18 protein-coding genes and 1 pseudogene are annotated in these 16,310 nt (G+C 67.7%); 10 read left to right on the forward strand and 9 right to left on the reverse strand.

The features are described 5' to 3' along the window. From AC3A6P_RS19170 to AC3A6P_RS19210, 9 genes and pseudogenes are all read left to right on the forward strand, one after another. A pseudogene (locus AC3A6P_RS19170) lies at positions 1-137 on the forward strand (amidohydrolase family protein); the annotation flags it as partial. A 34-nt stretch (positions 138-171) separates the two neighbouring features. Further along, positions 172-1,350 (forward strand): acyl-CoA dehydrogenase family protein, encoded by a 1,179-nt coding sequence (locus tag AC3A6P_RS19175; protein ID WP_487693272.1) that lies wholly within the window; start codon positions 172-174, stop codon positions 1,348-1,350. Between the two features lies 1 nt (position 1,351). Beyond that, positions 1,352-2,113, forward strand: coding sequence for an SDR family NAD(P)-dependent oxidoreductase (locus AC3A6P_RS19180; protein ID WP_487693273.1), 762 nt, complete (start codon positions 1,352-1,354; stop codon positions 2,111-2,113). 5 nt (positions 2,114-2,118) lie between these two features. After that, a complete protein-coding gene (locus AC3A6P_RS19185; RefSeq protein ID WP_487693274.1) occupies positions 2,119-3,330 on the forward strand; it encodes a CaiB/BaiF CoA transferase family protein in 1,212 nt (403 codons plus the stop codon). Next, on the forward strand, positions 3,327-4,139 hold the full coding sequence (locus AC3A6P_RS19190) for an enoyl-CoA hydratase/isomerase family protein (protein WP_487693275.1): 813 nt from the start codon (positions 3,327-3,329) through the stop codon (positions 4,137-4,139). Before AC3A6P_RS19185 ends, AC3A6P_RS19190 begins: the two co-directional genes overlap by 4 nt. After that, the gene (locus AC3A6P_RS19195) at positions 4,139-5,284 is read left to right on the forward strand and encodes a thiolase family protein (RefSeq protein WP_487693276.1); all 1,146 of its coding nucleotides are present in this window, start codon (positions 4,139-4,141) and stop codon (positions 5,282-5,284) included. Before AC3A6P_RS19190 ends, AC3A6P_RS19195 begins: the two co-directional genes overlap by 1 nt. An 8-nt stretch (positions 5,285-5,292) precedes the next feature. Beyond that, positions 5,293-6,441, forward strand: a complete 1,149-nt coding sequence (locus AC3A6P_RS19200) for an acyl-CoA dehydrogenase family protein (protein WP_487693277.1) — start codon at positions 5,293-5,295, stop codon at positions 6,439-6,441. 185 nt (positions 6,442-6,626) lie between these two features. Then, a complete protein-coding gene (locus AC3A6P_RS19205) occupies positions 6,627-7,244 on the forward strand; it encodes a TetR/AcrR family transcriptional regulator (RefSeq protein ID WP_487693278.1) in 618 nt (205 codons plus the stop codon). Continuing rightward, positions 7,241-7,741 carry a hypothetical protein gene (locus AC3A6P_RS19210; RefSeq protein WP_487693279.1) on the forward strand — a complete coding sequence of 167 codons (501 nt, stop codon included), beginning with the start codon at positions 7,241-7,243 and terminating at the stop codon, positions 7,739-7,741. Before AC3A6P_RS19205 ends, AC3A6P_RS19210 begins: the two co-directional genes overlap by 4 nt. 43 nt (positions 7,742-7,784) lie before the next feature. On the opposite strand, the gene AC3A6P_RS19215 is transcribed toward AC3A6P_RS19210, so the two are convergent. From AC3A6P_RS19215 to AC3A6P_RS19255, 9 genes are all read right to left on the reverse strand, one after another. After that, entirely contained in the window at positions 7,785-7,979 is a 195-nt protein-coding gene (locus AC3A6P_RS19215) for a ferredoxin (protein ID WP_487693280.1), read from the reverse strand. 5 nt (positions 7,980-7,984) lie between these two features. Continuing rightward, positions 7,985-9,190 carry a cytochrome P450 gene (locus AC3A6P_RS19220; protein WP_487693281.1) on the reverse strand — a complete coding sequence of 402 codons (1,206 nt, stop codon included), beginning with the start codon at positions 9,188-9,190 and terminating at the stop codon, positions 7,985-7,987. A 136-nt stretch (positions 9,191-9,326) separates the two neighbouring features. After that, positions 9,327-10,115, reverse strand: coding sequence for an NAD(P)-dependent oxidoreductase (locus AC3A6P_RS19225; protein ID WP_487693282.1), 789 nt, complete (start codon positions 10,113-10,115; stop codon positions 9,327-9,329). After that, positions 10,112-10,930, reverse strand: coding sequence for an NAD(P)-dependent oxidoreductase (locus tag AC3A6P_RS19230; protein ID WP_487693283.1), 819 nt, complete (start codon positions 10,928-10,930; stop codon positions 10,112-10,114). Before AC3A6P_RS19230 ends, AC3A6P_RS19225 begins: the two co-directional genes overlap by 4 nt. Then, complete coding sequence (locus AC3A6P_RS19235; protein ID WP_487693284.1) at positions 10,930-11,817, reverse strand: alpha/beta fold hydrolase; 888 nt, start codon at positions 11,815-11,817, stop codon at positions 10,930-10,932. Before AC3A6P_RS19235 ends, AC3A6P_RS19230 begins: the two co-directional genes overlap by 1 nt. Further along, complete coding sequence (locus AC3A6P_RS19240) at positions 11,814-13,472, reverse strand: thiolase C-terminal domain-containing protein (RefSeq protein WP_487693495.1); 1,659 nt, start codon at positions 13,470-13,472, stop codon at positions 11,814-11,816. Before AC3A6P_RS19240 ends, AC3A6P_RS19235 begins: the two co-directional genes overlap by 4 nt. An 87-nt stretch (positions 13,473-13,559) precedes the next feature. After that, positions 13,560-14,249 (reverse strand): Crp/Fnr family transcriptional regulator, encoded by a 690-nt coding sequence (locus AC3A6P_RS19245; RefSeq protein ID WP_487693285.1) that lies wholly within the window; start codon positions 14,247-14,249, stop codon positions 13,560-13,562. Then, entirely contained in the window at positions 14,246-14,488 is a 243-nt protein-coding gene (locus AC3A6P_RS19250; protein ID WP_487693286.1) for a ferredoxin, read from the reverse strand. The genes AC3A6P_RS19245 and AC3A6P_RS19250 overlap by 4 nt, the downstream gene beginning before the upstream one ends. Then, positions 14,485-15,789, reverse strand: coding sequence for an NADH-ubiquinone oxidoreductase-F iron-sulfur binding region domain-containing protein (locus AC3A6P_RS19255; protein ID WP_487693287.1), 1,305 nt, complete (start codon positions 15,787-15,789; stop codon positions 14,485-14,487). Before AC3A6P_RS19255 ends, AC3A6P_RS19250 begins: the two co-directional genes overlap by 4 nt. A 41-nt stretch (positions 15,790-15,830) precedes the next feature. On the opposite strand from AC3A6P_RS19255, the gene AC3A6P_RS19260 reads away from it, so the two are divergent. Beyond that, entirely contained in the window at positions 15,831-16,304 is a 474-nt protein-coding gene (locus tag AC3A6P_RS19260; protein WP_487693288.1) for a hypothetical protein, read from the forward strand. Positions 16,305-16,310 lie beyond the last annotated feature (6 nt).

The raw sequence follows: 16,310 nt of genomic DNA on the forward strand, positions 1-16,310 counted from the left end.
CCACCGTCGGGGCGTTACGCAAAGCCGCCGAAGGACACGACGTCTCCATCCAAGCCCTGTCCCACCACCGCGACGGCAACAAAACCAGCTTCGCCGACTTCGCCGCCAACGCCAAAGCCGTCGCGGGCGCCGAGTAGCGGTAACCGACACCAACCCTGAGGAAACCAAACAATGCCCGGCGGAATGAGTTTCGAGCTCACCGAGGATCAGGAGCTGATCCGCAAATCGGTCGCAGAGCTGGCGTCGAGGTTCGACGACCACTACTGGATGGAGAAGGATCAGGCCCACGAATTCCCGCAGGAGTTCTACGACGCCATCGCCAAGGGCGGCTGGCTGGGGATGACCATTCCCGAGGAGTATGGCGGGCACGGCCTCGGCATCACCGAGGCCACCCTGCTGCTGGAGGAGATCTCCCGCTCGGGGGCGGCGATGAACGGTGCCAGCGCCATCCACCTCTCCATCTTCGGCATGCAGCCGGTGGTCAAACACGGCTCCGACGAACTCAAGGCCGCCACCCTGCCCAGGATCGTCAACGGCGACCTGCACGTCTGCTTCGGTGTCACCGAACCCGGTGCGGGACTCGACACCTCGCGTATCACCACCTTCGCCAAGCGCGAGGGGGACAAATACCGCATCAACGGCCGCAAGGTCTGGATCTCCAAGGCGCTGGAGTCGGAGAAGATCCTGCTGCTGACCCGCAGCACCCCGTATGACGAGGTCACCAAGAAGACCGAGGGCATGACGCTCTTCCTCACCGACCTCGACCGCGACCACATCGACATCCGGCCCATCAAGAAGATGGGTCGCAACGCCGTCAGCTCCAACGAGCTGTTCATCGACGACCTGATCGTTCCCGTCGAGGACCGGGTGGGCGAGGAGGGCCAAGGGTTCAAGTACATCCTCGACGGTCTCAACCCCGAGCGCATGCTGATCGCCGCCGAAGCGCTCGGCATCGGACGTGTCGCGCTGGAGAAGGCCGTCAAGTACGGCAACGAACGGGTGGTGTTCAATCGGCCCATCGGCATGAACCAGGGGCTGCAGTTCCCGCTGGCCGACTCGCTGGCCCGTCTCGACGCCGCCGAACTGGTGCTGCGCAAGGCGACATGGCTGTACGACAACGGCAAACCCTGTGGCCGGGAGGCCAATACCGCAAAATATCTGTGCGCCGACGCGGGTTTCGGTGCTGCCGATCGCGCTCTGCAACTACACGGCGGCATGGGCTATTCCGAGGAGTACCACGTGTCGCGGTACTTCCGGGAATCCCGGCTGATGAAGATCGCCCCCGTCAGCCAGGAGATGATCCTGAACTTCCTGGGCGAACACGTCCTGGGCCTGCCGAGGAGTTACTGAGTTGTCCTATTTCGACCTGACCGGCCGCGCCGCCCTGGTGACCGGTGCCGGTGCGGGCGGAGGTATCGGTGCCGCGGTGGCCGCAGCGCTGGCCGACGCCGGTGCCGCCGTGCTCGTCACCGATATCGACGCGAACGCGGCGTCCGCTGTCGCCGAACGTATTTCGGCCGGAGGCGGTAAAGCCGACAGCATGGCCCTGGACGTCGCCGACCGCGATGCCGCCGACGCCGCGGCCGCGCGAGCGGCCGGGCTGAGGGAGGGCAAGCTGCACATCGTCGTCAACAACGCCGGCGTCACCTCCCCGGCCATGTTCCCCAAACTGACCGACGAGGCGTTTCGGCGCACCTTCGACGTCCACGTCATGGGCACCTTCCACGTCACGCAGGCCGCGCTGCCGCACATTCCCACCGACGGAACCGGCCGCGTCATCAATGTCACCTCCTCGGCGGGGCTCACCGGCACCCTCGGTCAGGTGAATTACTCGGCCGCCAAAGCGGGCATCATCGGCTTCACCAAGTCGCTGGCCAGAGAGCTCGCCGCCAGCAACATCCTGGTCAATGCGCTGGCCCCCCTGGCCGCCACTCCCATGACCGAGACCATTCGCACCAACGAGAAGTTCGCCGCCGCCATGATGAACCGGATCCCGTTGAAGCGCTGGGCCGAACCCGGCGAGGTGGCAGGGGCTTTCGTGTTCCTGGCCTCGGATGCGGCGTCCTACATCACCGGGCAGGTGCTGCCGGTCGACGGCGGCATGGTGATGTGACGGTCATGGGAACAGCACCACTTGCCGGCGTCACCGTCGTCGCCATGGAACAGGCGGTGGCCGCCCCCATGTGCACGCGGGTGCTCGCCGACTTCGGCGCCCGCGTCATCAAGGTGGAGAATCCGCGGGGCGGTGACTTCGCCCGTGACTACGACGACGTGGTCAACGGTCCGGGTGGCCTGGCCGCGCACTTCGTGTGGTGCAACCGGGGCAAGGAGTCCGTCACCCTCAACACCAAATCCGCACAGGGCATGGAGGTCCTGCACCGGCTGCTCGACCGGGCCGATGCCTTCGTGTCCAACCTGGCGCCGGGAGCGACGACCCGGCTGGGGCTCACCGCCCGGGAGTTGACGCAACGGCACCCGAACGTCATCCCACTCGAGATCGACGGATACGGCCCCGGCGGGCCCATCTCACACAAACGGGCCTACGACCTGCTGGTGCAGGCGGAGTCGGGATCGTGTGCCATCACCGGTCATCCCGGCATGCCGGCCAAACCCGGACCCGCGATGGCAGATTTCACCACCGGGCTCTACGGCGCCATCTCCATCCTGGCGCTGCTGTTCGCGCGCAAAGAAGGCGCCACCGCACGGCCGTCTGTGGAACTGAGCCTGTTCGACGTGATGACCGACGTGATGGGTTACGCGCTGACCTACACCCAGCACTCCGGCATCGATCAGCAGCCACTCGGGGTGGGATCTCCGGCGGTGGCGCCCTATGGGGCGTTCCTCACCCGGGACGGGCAGACCGTCGTGCTCGGCACCACCAACGACCGCGAATGGCAGCGGGTGGCGCGGGAGATCATCAACCGGCCCGACCTTGCCGGCGATCCGCGTTTCCAGACGAACTCCGGCCGGTGCCAACACCGAGACGTTCTCGACGAGGCCATCGGAACCTGGTGTGCGCAACACGATCTCGCCGAGATCCAGAAGGTGGCCGACGAGGCCGGTATCGGCAATTCGAGGTACAACCTCCCCAGTGAGGTGGTGGAGCACCCACAGCTGACCGCCCGCGACCGTTGGCGCACGGTGGGCACACCCAAGGGCGACATCAAGGCGTTGCGGCCTCCTCCGGTGATCAGCGGGTTCGACCAACCGATGGGGGCCGTGCCCGGTCTGGGGCAGCACACCGACGCCGTGCTGACCGAATTGGGCTACACAACAGAGGAGTTGGTGCAGCTGCGGGCCGGCGGTGCGATCGGTCCGGTCTACGGGTGACGGACACGCTGCTGATTCACGACAGCGGCGGAGTGCGAACGCTGACCCTGAATCGTCCTGAGCGCAAGAACGCGATCGACGCCGAACTGTGGGTTGCACTGGCCGACGCGCTGCGCAGTACCGCCCGGGACCGCACCACACGGGCGCTGGTCCTCACCGGAGCCGGTGGCGCCTTCTGCTCGGGTGCCGATATCGGCACCGGTGAAGACCTGCACCCGCGGTACAAGCTGCAGCGTCTGACCGAAGTGGCGCTGGCCTTGCACGAGCTGGCCGTCCCGACGATCGCCAAGGTCTGCGGTGTCGCTGTCGGCGCCGGCTGGAACCTGGCGTTGGGGTGTGATCTGGTGGTCGCCACCCCCGAGTCGCGTTTCTGTCAGATCTTCGCCAAGCGTGGTCTGTCGGTGGACCTGGGCGGCTCGTGGCTGCTGCCCAAACTCGTGGGTCTGCAACAAGCCAAACGCCTTGTGCTACTGGGGGAGACGATCACCGCTGCGGAGGCCCTCGATCTGGGGCTGGTCACCTGGGTGAAGCCCGATCCGGAGATCGGCACGTTCGTCGACGGCCTTGCGGCGCGGCTGGCCGCTGGACCTCCCTTTGCGCTGGCCCAGAGCAAGGCGCTTCTCAACGACGGGGCCAACACCACGCTGCGCGACGCGCTGGGCAACGAAGCCCGGGCGCAGCCCGGCAATTTCGCCACGGCAGACTCAGCGGAGGCCTACGCCGCATTCGCCGCCAAACGGGATGCGGAGTTCACCGGCGAGTGGGCCATCCGACCCGCGGCCATGGAAACCAGAACGGAGCACAAGTGATGCGGGAAACGGTCATCGTCGGTGCGGTGCGCACGCCGGTCGGAAAACGCAACGGCGGGCTGTCTTCTCAGCATGCCGCAGACCTGTCTGCGCTGGTGCTCGACGAACTGGCGCAGCGCACCGGAGTCGACCCGGCGATCGTCGACGACGTGGTGTGGGGCTGCGTATCGCAGGTGGGAGACCAGTCCAGCAATATCGGCCGTTACTCGGTGCTGGCCGCCGGATGGCCCGAGAGCATCCCCGGCACCACCGTCAACCGCGCCTGCGGTTCCAGCCAGCAAGCCCTCGACTTCGCCGCCCAGGCCGTCATGTCCGGGCAGCAGGAGGTGGTGGTGGCCGGCGGCGTCGAGGTGATGAGCCGGGTGCCGTTGGGGGCGGCCCGGGCCACCGGCATGCCGTACGGGCCCAAAGTGCTTGCCCGGTACGACGATTTCTCCTTCAACCAGGGCATCTCCGCGGAGCTGATCGCGCAGAAGTGGGGCCTGTCGCGCACCGATCTCGACGAGTACTCGGCCCGGTCCCACGCAAGGGCGGCGGCGGCCCTCGACAGCGGTGCGTTCGAGGATCAAGTCGTCTTCGTGCCGACCGAGGACGGCGCCGTCACCGCGGACGAGGGTGTCCGCCGCGGCACCACCGCGGAGAAACTGGCGGGGCTCAAGCCCGCTTTCCAGGAAGACGGGATCATCCACGCCGGCAACTCGTCTCAGATCTCCGACGGAGCGGCAGCGCTGCTGGTCACCACCGCCGAGAAGGCCCGTGAGTTGGGTCTGTCGCCGTTGGTGCGTTATGTCGCGGGCGCGGTCACCGGAGCCGACCCGGTGCTGATGCTCACCGGGCCCATCCCGGCCACAGCAAAAGTGTTGAGCAAGGCCGGGATCGGAGTGGGTGACGTCGGCGTGTTCGAGGTCAACGAGGCGTTCGCCTCGGTGCCCCTGGCCTGGCAGGCCGAGACGGGCGCCGACGAGGCCCTGGTCAATCCACTGGGCGGGGCGATCGCGCTGGGACACCCGCTGGGAGCCTCGGGGGCGGTGTTGATGACCCGGATGATCCATCACATGCGTGACAACGGGATTCGTTACGGGTTGCAAACCATGTGTGAGGGCGGCGGCACCGCCAACGCCACCGTCGTCGAGCTTGTCGGATAGGGAGCGCCGTGCGCAGGGATCTGTTCACCGAGGACCACGAAGCTTTCCGGCAACTCGCCAAGGATTTCATCGAGAAGGAGGTCGTGCCCGACTATCCGTTGTGGGAGAAGGCGGGCCGGATGCCCCGGGAGGCGTTCGCGAAGCTCGGCGACCTCGGCATGATGGGCATGGCCATCCCCGAGCAGTACGGCGGCAGCGGCCAGCCCGACTACCGGTACAACGTGGTGCTGCAGGAAGAAGCGGCGCGGGCCCTGGTCACGCTGTCGACGGTGCGCACCCAGCTGGAGGTGATCCTGCCGTACTTCCTGCACTATGCGAACGACGAACAGCGGCAGCGGTGGTTCCCCGGTCTGGCAGCGGGCACGCTGTTGACGGCGGTGGCGATGACCGAGCCGGGCACCGGCTCAGATCTGGCCGGGGTGCGCACCACCGCGGTGCGGGACGGGGATCACTACGTCGTCAACGGTGCGAAGACATTCATCACCGGCGGTATGCAGGCCGACCTGGTGGTGGTCGTCGCGCGTACGTCCACCGACCCGGAGAACCGGCGCAAAGGTCTGTCCCTGCTCGTCGTCGAGGACGGTATGCCCGGGTTCACCCGCGGCCGCGAGCTGGACAAGATGGGCTGCAAGGTGCAGGACACCGCAGAGCTGTCGTTCGCCGATGTGCGGGTCCCGGTCGAGAACCTCCTCGGTGAGGAGGGTGCGGCGTTCAGCTATCTGGGACACAACCTGGCCCAGGAGCGGCTGACGGTGGCGGTGGGCTCGGTGGCGCAGGCGCGCAGCGCGATCGCCGCGGCCATCGACTACACCCGGGACCGCAAGGCGTTCGGCACACCGGTGGCGTCGTTTCAGAACACGAAGTTCGAATTGGCCGCGTGTTCCACGGAGGTCGAGGCGGCGCAGGCGATGCTGGACCGTGCCGTCACCTTGCACGTCGACGGTGAGCTGCCCGCGGCCGACGCCGCGCGGGTGAAGTTGTTCTGCACCGAGATGCAGGCCCGGGTGGTGGACCGCTGTCTGCAGCTGTTCGGCGGCTACGGCTACATGATGGAATATCCGATCGCCCGGCTGTACACGGATGCGCGAGTGGCCAGGATCTATGCGGGCACCAGCGAGGTCATGAAAGTGATCATCGCCAAGTCGCTGGGGCTGTAGCGAACGGGTGAACCACCGGTATCGCCATTCGGCGGTATTGGCGGCTGCGGCTGGTTAGCCTCATGGCGTCACCCGCGTGACGCCCTCCCAAAATGAATTTCAGTGAGACCCTTGTCACAGGCGTCAAACCAACCTACTGTGTGTTCACTAGGTTGGTTTACACATCAGGAAGCAACTGTCAGCCCATGACTTCGCCTGCGCCTGCTACCAGGCCGTATGCCGCGCTCTTCGCCAAAGGCGACGAGCGCAAACAGCGCATCCTGGCCGTCGCACTGCGGCTGCTGACGCGTAACGGCTGGCGCAACACGTCGCTGGCGCAGATCGCCAAGGAGGCCGGGGTGACACCGGCCGGGCTGCTGCACCACTTCGAATCCAAGGAGCAGCTGCTGCACGCGGTGGTCGATGCGCGCGACGCCGACGACGACGCCCACGCTGACCGCAGCGGCGACCTGATCGAGGAGATCGCCCGTGTCGGCGAGCGCATCGACCGGGCGCCGCAGCTGGTGGGGACCTTCGCGGTGCTGCTGGTGGAGAACCTGACTCCCGATGCGCCTCTGCACGACCGCCTGCTCGGCAGGCACAAAGCGGCGATCGACATCGTCGCCGAGCTCATCAGACGTGGCCAGAAGGCTGGCCGGTACCGCAGCGATTTCGACCCAGCCCTCAAAGCGGTGCAGATCGTGTCCCTCGTCAACGGATTGGAAATCTCATGGTTGCTGGACCCATCAATTCCCTTGAAAGAGACGATTCAGGAGTACGCGCAGTCACTGGCGCGGGAATTCGCCCCGGTCGCACCATCGTGAGGTACCGGCTCGACGTCATCGCCTCGAGCGTGGTCGAGGTGGTGCAGTCTGCCGGCGGGTGGCTGTTCGACCGCGCGATGGCCGGTTGGGATGTGACTGTGTTGGTGGACGACCGGGGATACGACCCCCTGCCCCTGCACATCCTCGGGGCCGAGGTGCTCGACCTCGAGGCCGCGGTGCAGATGGAGGCGCGGCCGCGCCCCGACGCGCTGGCGGTGGCCACCGACCTCTACGGCCGGGACAGCCGGATCGAAGCAGGCGTGCGCAAGGCGCTGGACAGTGGTCGTACGGAGGTGACGCTGTGGGGTCAGGCGTGGCCGGCCGAGCTGAGTCGCACCGGTTCGGTGGAGCACCGGCTCAGTGTGGCGGCGCGAGCCTTCAAGGCGCGGGCGCTGGCCGCGGCGGCCCTGCCGGTGGAGTCGGATGTGGTCGAGGTGTTCCGCAGCGGCGCGCACCTGTGCTGTCCGGTGGCCGCCGACCTCGTTCCCGCCAGCTAGTTGATGTGTGGAGTTCCAGCGCCGCTGGGACTCCACACAGCTCCTAATCCTTGATGTAGATCGCCTGCCGGGGGCATTGCCGGACGGCTTCGCGGATCTGCTCCTCGTTGTCCGGCGTGATCTCGTCTTGCAGCACATGCAGGTCGTCCTGGTCGTCGAGGTCGAATACCTCGGGAATGACGCCCATACACACGCCGTTGCTCTCACACAGGCCGTAGTCCACTTCGACTTTCGACATGAGCATCACCTCAGCACCTTCACCGGCACATGGGAGTAGCCGGAGACATTCTGCATCTTGACTCGTTGCAGCCCATCCCATTTCACCTCGTAGCGCGGCATGAAGTCCAGCAGGTGTTCCAGCGCGACGACGCTTTCGAGCCGGGCCAGAGCCGCGCCGAGGCAACTGTGGATTCCGTAACCCAGCCCGAGGTTCTGAGCCTCGGTGCGATCACGTTCGATGTCGAACTTGTCCGCGTTGGTGAACGCCCGGGGGTCGCGGTTGGCGGCGGCCTTCATCAGGAACACGGCCTTACCCGCGGGGATGGTCACCCCGTGCAGGGTGGATTCCTTGAGTGTGTACCGCACGTTGTACTGCACGGGGCCGACGAACCGCAGCAATTCCTCGACGGCGGCGGGCACCTTGTCGCGGTCGTCGAGCAGCAGCTGCCACTGGTCCGGGTTCTCGGCGAACACCACCATGGCGCTGCCGATCAGCTTGGTCACGGTTTCCGCGCCGGCCCCGCCGAGAAGCGTTGCGAATCCGGTGATCTCGAGATCGTCGAGCTTCTGCATCTCGCCGGCCTCGCCGCGCGGGATCTCCGCGGTGATCAGCCGGCTGATCATGTCGTCCTGCGGGTTGGCGCGCCGCTCCTGGACCAGTTGGTAGTAGTACATCGCGGTGTCCATGGTGGCCTTCATGCCGGCCTCCGAGTAGCCGATCTGGCCCGGTTCGCGGTGCAGCGACGCGTCGATCCAGTGCCGTACCTGCTGGCGATACTCCTCGGGTACCCCGGCCATCCGGGTGATCACCTCGACGGGGAACGGGCCCGAGAAGTCCTGCACCACATCGAATTCGTCGGAGTCGATCTTGCCGAGATAGTGCTCGATCAGTTCGACCACGGACTCTTTCTGCGATTGCACCGCCCGCGGTGTGAAGGCCTTGTTGAGCAGGCTGCGCAGGGCGCGGTGGTCCGGCGGGTCCATGAAGATGATGGATTTCTGCGGCAGCTCACCGGACTGCACCATGTGCAGATCGCATCCGCGCGACGACGAATAGGTCTCGTAGTCCTTGAGCGCGTTCGCGACGTCCTCATGCCGGGTGAGTGCGTAGAAGTCGCGTTCTTCGTCGTAGTAGACCGGTGCGTCGTCCTGCATTCGCTTGTAGATGTCGAAGGGGTAAGCGAAGTACTCCTCGGAGAACGGGTCGAACACGACCTGCGGCTTTGTCATGGCATTCCTCCTCCGCAACGCCTGGGCTGGCGTAGAGTTACGAATGGCGGATCAACTGTAACGGTAACAGTTGAGGGGTCAGTTGGGCGCCGAAACGAGATTTCCGGTCTCGTTTGTCGTGACGGGCTCCAGCAGGTCACCGGGGGGATCCCGTCGCGACCAGGCGCTCCAGTGCACCCAGATCCGTACCGAGGTCGGCCAGAGTCTTCCGCACCACCGCGATGTCCTTGCCCACGAAGGGGCCGGTCATGGCGATGAACGACGACACCGAACCGCGTCCCGCCACGCCGGACAGGGCGCGGCTGCTGCCACTTCCGTGCGGTAACGCCTGCAGCAGCGCGGTCTCGTCGATGCCGAGACTGTCGCCGAGCTTCACCGCCTCGGCGAGCAGGCCGATCTGCGCGGCGAACAGCGTGTTGTTGACGAGCTTGACCTTCTGCCCGGCGCCCAGTTCCCCGACGTGGACGATGGGGTCGCCGTAGCTGGCCAGTGCGGGCCTGACCCGCTCGAGCGCGTCTGTCGCACCGCCGACGAACAGCGTCACCCGGCCCGCCGCAATGTCGTGCGGGCCGCCGCTGACCGGGGCGTCGAGCACGTCGGCACCGGTGCGGCCGGCGATCTCGGCAGCGGTGCGCGGGTTGCCGGTGGTGTGCACGACGAGCACGCTGCCTGCGGGCAGGGCCGCCGCCAGCCCGTCGTCGACACAGATCCGGCGCACCTGCTCGTCGGTGAACACGCACACGATCACCGCTTCGGCGCCTTCGATGACCGCCGGCGTCGAGGTCACCGGGGTAGCGCCCAGACCCGCCAGGGCCGCGCACTTCTCGTCGGTGCGGCCGAGCGCACGCACCTGGTGGCCGGCACCCACCAGCCGGGCCACCATCGGTGCACCCATCCGGCCCGCGCCGATGAACCCCACCTTCATCGCGGATAGCCCATGGAATCCAGTGCGGCGTCGGCGGCGTCGAACACCGCGCCCTGCGGCGCGGTCGCGGCGTCGGCGAGGCCGGCCGCCAGCCGCACATCCTTCTGCAACAGGGCACCGGCGATGGGCGCCAGGTTCTCCAAAGTGCCGCCGAACAGCGCGATACTGCCCAGGGCCTTGCTGTTGGCCGAGCCGCGCGTGACGACCTCGCACATCTTGGCCCGCGGCACGCCGAGCGACTCGCCGAGCTCCAAAAGGCTCAGGGCACTGCCCAGGTTCGCCGAGAACAACAGGTTGTTGAGGATCTTGGTGACCTGCCCGGCGCCCACCGGACCCAGGTGCACGATCGGGTCGGCATAGGTCTCGAACACCGGCCGGCAGCGCGCCACCACGTCGTCGTCGCCGCCGATCATCACCAGCAACTGCTTCTGCTCGACCGCGGGTGCACCCCCGCTGACCGGGGCGTCCAGTACCGAAATACCCTGCGCGGCAGCCTTGTCCGCAAGCTCACGGCAGGTGTCGGGGTGGACCGTACTGTGAATCACGATGGTGCCGCCCGGCGACATCCCGGCCAGCAATCCCTCTGCGCCGTAAGCCAGTTCACGAACGTCCTCGTCGCCGATCACACACAGGCAGGCGATATCGCTGGCGGCGGCCAGTTCAGCCGGTGAAGCCGCCGTCTTGGCGGCCGTGTCGGAGTACGGCTCCAGCGACGCGGGGCGGCGCGCCCACAGCGTCGTCTCGAATCCGGCGTCGACGATGGCCCGGGCCATCGGCGCGCCCTGACTGCCCAGACCTATGAATCCGACTCGCATCAGCTGGCCTCCACGGTGAATTGTGTTGTGCTGCGGGACTGAGCGCACTCTTCGACAAAAGCCAGCGCGCTCAGGTGGTAGGCGGTGGCGGCGTAGCCCAGAGACAGGTTGTGTCCGGCGCCGGCCTGCTCGTGCAGCGCCACCCGCGGCGCCGCGGTGAACAGGGCGCCGACCTCGGTGAGCGCCCGAGGGCCGTTCTCCCAGACCCGTTCGTACTCGGCGAGGCTGAACCGCACCGGGACACGCACCTGGGCGGCGAGCTCCGGAAAGTCCCGCAGCCAGTTGGTCACCAGGGCGGCTTCGTAGTCGGGGGAGACGGGCCCGGACTTGATCCGGACCGAGCCGGCGATCCCGTCGGGATACAGATGAGCCGGCTCCCAGAGCAACTCGCGCAGACCGCTGGGGATGTTCTCCCGCGACGCGCCGGCCAGGACGGCGCGGGCGGTGTCCTGTTGGCGGATGCCGGTGCCGGAGATCTCGATGCCCAGCAGTTCGTCACCGCGGTCACCGGTGGCCATGCGCAGCGCCAGTTCGCTGCCGTTGGAGTGTGCGAGCAGGAAGAGGCCGGCGCCGCGGTCCCGGCCGCCCAGCATGGCGTCGACGGCACGGTACGTCATGTCGATACGCCGTGCGGTGTCGTCGAATTCGCGCGAGTACAACGCCGAGCTGCCGAACCCCGGGCGGTCCAGTGCGAGAACGGTGAAGCCCATGGCGGCGCCGGCCCGCAGCAGTGAAAGCCGGGGATGGTCGGGGCAGTCGAAGTACGCGCTGGTGGTGGCCCCGCCGTGCAACGCCACGATCACCGCAGCTGCTCCCGGTACCTCGGCCAGCAGACCGGACATCGGCACGGCGTCGACGAGGACCACCCTCGGTGTCGGTGCACTCACGAGTCGCTCCGCAACAGCAGCACCCCGCTGGGGGTCAGTCCGCCGCTGCTGGCGACGGCCACCTTCGCGTCGGCCACCTGGCGGGCACCGGCTTCCCCACGCAATTGGGTGACGGCTTCGTGGATCAACCCCATGCCGTGGGTGCGGCCGTGGGACAGCTGGCCGCCATGGGTGTTCAGCGGCAGCAGGCCGTCGCGGGCGATGTTGTGGCCGCCGTCCAGGAAATCCTTCGCCTCGCCGATTCCGCAGAAGCCCAGCGCCTCCAGCCAGGACAGGCAGTTGAAGGTGAAGCCGTCGTAGAGTTGGGCGACGTCGACATCGTTGGGCCGCAACGACGTTCGGGTCCACAGATGCGCCGCTTGGCCGAGTACCTGTGGCTCGTGGGTCAGTGTGCTCTGATCCCAGTCGGTGCGCTCGACGATCTGGGTGCCGACGGCCTCCACCAGCACCGGTGGCTTGGCCAGGTCCCGCGCGACGTCCACGGCCGAGACGATGACGGCCACCGCGCCGTCACACGGCACGTCGCAGTCGTAGAGCCCGAACGGTGTGGTGATCATCCGCGCCGACAGGTAGTCGTCCATGGTCATCGGATCGCGGTAGATGGCAGTCGGATTCAGCGCGGCGTTGGCGCGCTGGTTGAGCGCGATCCAGCCGAGTGTCTCGCGGGTGGTGCCGTAGCGGTGGAAGTGCCGCTGGGCGTTCTGCGCCAGGGTGTGTGCCGCCGAGGTGGCCCCGAACGGCATCTGCCAGCTGGTGGTGCGGGCGCCCCCGGGTGGTGCGGCCTTGCCCTCCTTCATCAGCTGGCTGAAGGTGGCCTCCCACAACGTCCGGAAACACAGCACGTGGCGGGCCAGTCCGGTGGCGACGGCCATCATCGCGGCGATCACCGAGCCGCCGGGTCCGAAGGTGTCCATGCCGCCGTTGATCCACGTCGGCCGGATTCCCAGTGCACCTTCGAGCGCGCTCACCCCGCCCTCGCCCATGCCGGCGACGTCGATACCCGGATAGGTGGACAGTCCGTCGATGTCCTCGAGTGTCAGCCCGGCATCGGCGATCGCCGCTTCGCAGGCTTCGATGGTCAAAGACAGCGGCGGCACCATCAGCCGCCGGCCCATCTGCGATGCGCCGATGCCGGTGATCGCCGAGAGCTCTTCGAATTTCGTGGTGCGTGCCGGTGCGCGGACGAATCGGTGGAAGTCGGTGGGGGCGATCTCGTCGTCGGGCAGTGGGGCCAGCTCGGTGTCGGCGCTCGGGCGGAACAACGGCAGCCACACGTCGGCGGCCTGCTCGAACACCACCTCCATCTGTCGGCCCAGTTGCAGCTCGGCGGGATCACACTCCACGGCGTTGGTGGTCAGGCGGACGCGGGGGTCCTCCTCGATGGCGACCTGTGCGACGACGTAGGGCGCGGGCAGGCCGGGGAGGCTGAAGCGGTGGTTCACGGTGAACCCCACCAGCGTGGCGCGGCCCGAGACCGCGCGGGGGCCGAGATTGTGGCTGCGGCAGTACCGGCAGACCGGCGCCGGGGGATGGATCAGTGACTTGCAGTCGCCGCATTCCTGCAGCCGGAGCTGGCCGTCGGCACCCGAGGTCCAGAAGAACTCGTTGTCCAGCGTGAGTTGCGGCAGGATCGCGCGACCGGATTCCTGGGAAATCGCCGACCTCCGTAGATAGTGCCGTTATCCGCTTTGGAGAATCACGTTATCAGTGGCTGTGGGTCGAATCCAGGGCCGTGGGGGAGATCAGCGCGCCCGCCGTGCCAACCGCGGCCGGTCGAGGATCAGCACGGTCTTTCCCCGGATCTGGATCCAGCCGCGCTCGGTGAACTCGCCGAGTGCCTTGTTCACGGTTTCGCGCGACGAGCCGACCAGTTGCGCGAGTTCCTCCTGAGTGAGGTCGTGCAGAACGCGGATCGACCCGTCCGGCCCGTCGATGCCGAAGCGCACGGCCAGCTGGAGCAGCAGTTTGGCCACGCGGCCCGGAACGTCGGTGAACACCAGATCGGTGACACAGTCGTTGGTCTCGCGCAACCGGCGCGCCAGCACCCGCAGCAACTGCTCACCCGCTTCGGGAGCGGCAGCGATCCAGGTGCGCAGCGCCTGCCGGTCGATCGACACCACGCGCACCGTGGTCAGCGCGGTGACCGTCGAAGTCCTGGCCCCGAAGTCGAATACCGACAGTTCGCCGAAGACCTCGGAGGGGCCCAGGACCGCCAGCAGGTTCTGCCGGCCGTCGGCGGTGCGCCGCCCGACCTTCACCTTGCCCTCGACGATCACGTACATGCAGTCACCGGGTTCACCTTCGGTGACGATGACGTGTCCGCGCCGGAACTCCACCGGGGAGAGCCGACGGGTGAGCGCGGCCAGTGTCGGTCGCTGTACACGGGGAAGGCTGTCGGGTTGCTCGAGCACCGAGGCCGTAGGGGTGGTCATGTCCGGCCGAGCGTCGATGTGGCTGCTGTGTCCGACGGCATCGCGATGATCGCGTGCACCGGGCAGTCCAGCAGCGCCCGGGTCACCGCGTCGCGGTCGGCCTCGGGGATCCGGCCGTTGCCTTCCAGCGAGGCGTAACCCCAGTCGTCGAGGCTGAAGTACTCGGGGGCATGCTTGGCGCACAGCCCGAATCCGTCGCACAGCGTCCGGTCCAGGCGGATGCGCATACCGTCGCTCATTTCGTCTCCACCTCGAACGGCCGTTCGGCGCGAAACATGCTGTCGGCGCATGTTTCACAGCTGTTCTCGAGGTGGCGGGCCACCTCTGCGGGGAATTTGCGCAACAGACTGGCGGCGGCGTTGGTCGCCGCGTCCAGGGTCGCGCATGCACCGCGCCCCCGCAGAACCACCGACCAGCGCTCGAGCCGGGCCAGGTCGTCGTCGGCCGCCACGCCGTCGCGCAGGGCGACGCCCACCGCCGCCATGGCGGCGGTGCCGTTGAAACACGACCCGCACTGGCCCGCGTTCTCGCGATCGAAGTAACTCAGCACCGAGGCGGCCACCGCGACCGGGCATTCGTCGGTGAGCAACGAGATGGCCCCGCACCCCAATCCGCTGTCGAGCCGGCGCAGGTTCTCGTGATCCACGGTGACGTCGAGGATCTCGGTGTTGAGCAGGCCTGCGAAGTAGCCGCCCATCAGGACACCGCGCACCGACTCGGCGGATACTCCGTGCACCGCCAGCAGATCGCTGAACGCGATACCGAAGGGCACTTCGTAGAGTGTCGCCGGCCGTCCGCCTCCGGTGAGCGTCACCAACAGGGTGCCCGGTGAGGCCGACGTCCCCGCCGCCCGGTACTGCTGCGCGCCGTGCCGGTGCAGGTACGGCAGATTGGCCAGAGTCTCCACATTGCTCACCATGGTGGGCAGCCCGCCGACACCCTCTTCGAACGGCCGCGGTGGCTTGTCTGTCGGTTTGGCGGGCCCGCCGTTGATGGCGTGCACGGCCGCGGTCTCCTCACCGGCCACATACCCGGGTTCCACCACGCGAACGCTCACCGTCACCCCGTCGAGCATCGTGCCCCCGAGCTCGCTCAGGGCGTGTTCGACAGCCCGGGCCGACGATGGGTCCGACACGTACACGTGCGTGTGTTCGGCACCCACCAGCCGCGCCGCGAGCCGCAGTCCGTCGAGTACCAGGTGAGGCCGGTTGCGAAGCAGCCAGCGGTCTTTGATCGACGCCGGCTCACCTTCTTCGCCATTGGCGACGACGACGGTCGCCCGGCCCTGCTGCCACGCGCCACGCACCGTGCCGACCTTCACCCCGAGGGGGAAAGCGGCGCCACCGCGGCCCACGATGCCCGACAACTCGACCGCCGACAGCAAGCCGTCGATATCGTCGAGTGCCAGGTAGCCGTCCGCGGCGCGATAGGTCGCGAGATCCTCCGGCCCGGGGCCGGTGCGCAGCAGGCGCGGTGTCAGCTGCGGCCATGCGGCGACGGCGATCTCGGCGGGGCCGGCGAAGTCCATCGCGGCGGTCATGGGTGCCTCCTCACGGGCAGCCGGCCGCTACGCTTGCGCGCATGCGTACGGCGGTGGTGCGAATCGGTGTCGATCCCTGCGGCGACCTGACCGCCGAACAACTGCGTTCCGGCATGGCCGCGCTGGCCGACCTGGCGCGCACCGCGGGAGCCGGTCTGGTGGACACCGACCTCTCCGGCGTGCCGGCCAGCCGGCGTGAGGTCGAGCTGCTGATGACCGGACCCGACCCCGACGAGCTGCAGCGCGCGGCGATGGACCTGTGCGCCAGAGCTTTCGACAGCACGCCGGTGGCGGGTGTGGTCACCTACATCAGCCGGGGCACCGACCACGACGCGCTCGGGGTGTTGGCCGGCTTCGGCCTCACCGGCCGGATCGAACGCACCGACGGCCCCGACGGCTGGGACATCGTCGACGTGACCCTGCGGGAGCAGGATCTGGAACGCATACCGGAGAGCCGCATCCACACCGCGCTGGAGGCGTCGCTGAACTGCGAGGTCCGCATCCACACGCAGTAGCTTCAC

The organism is Mycobacterium sp. Soil_C_30, assembly GCF_057656995.1.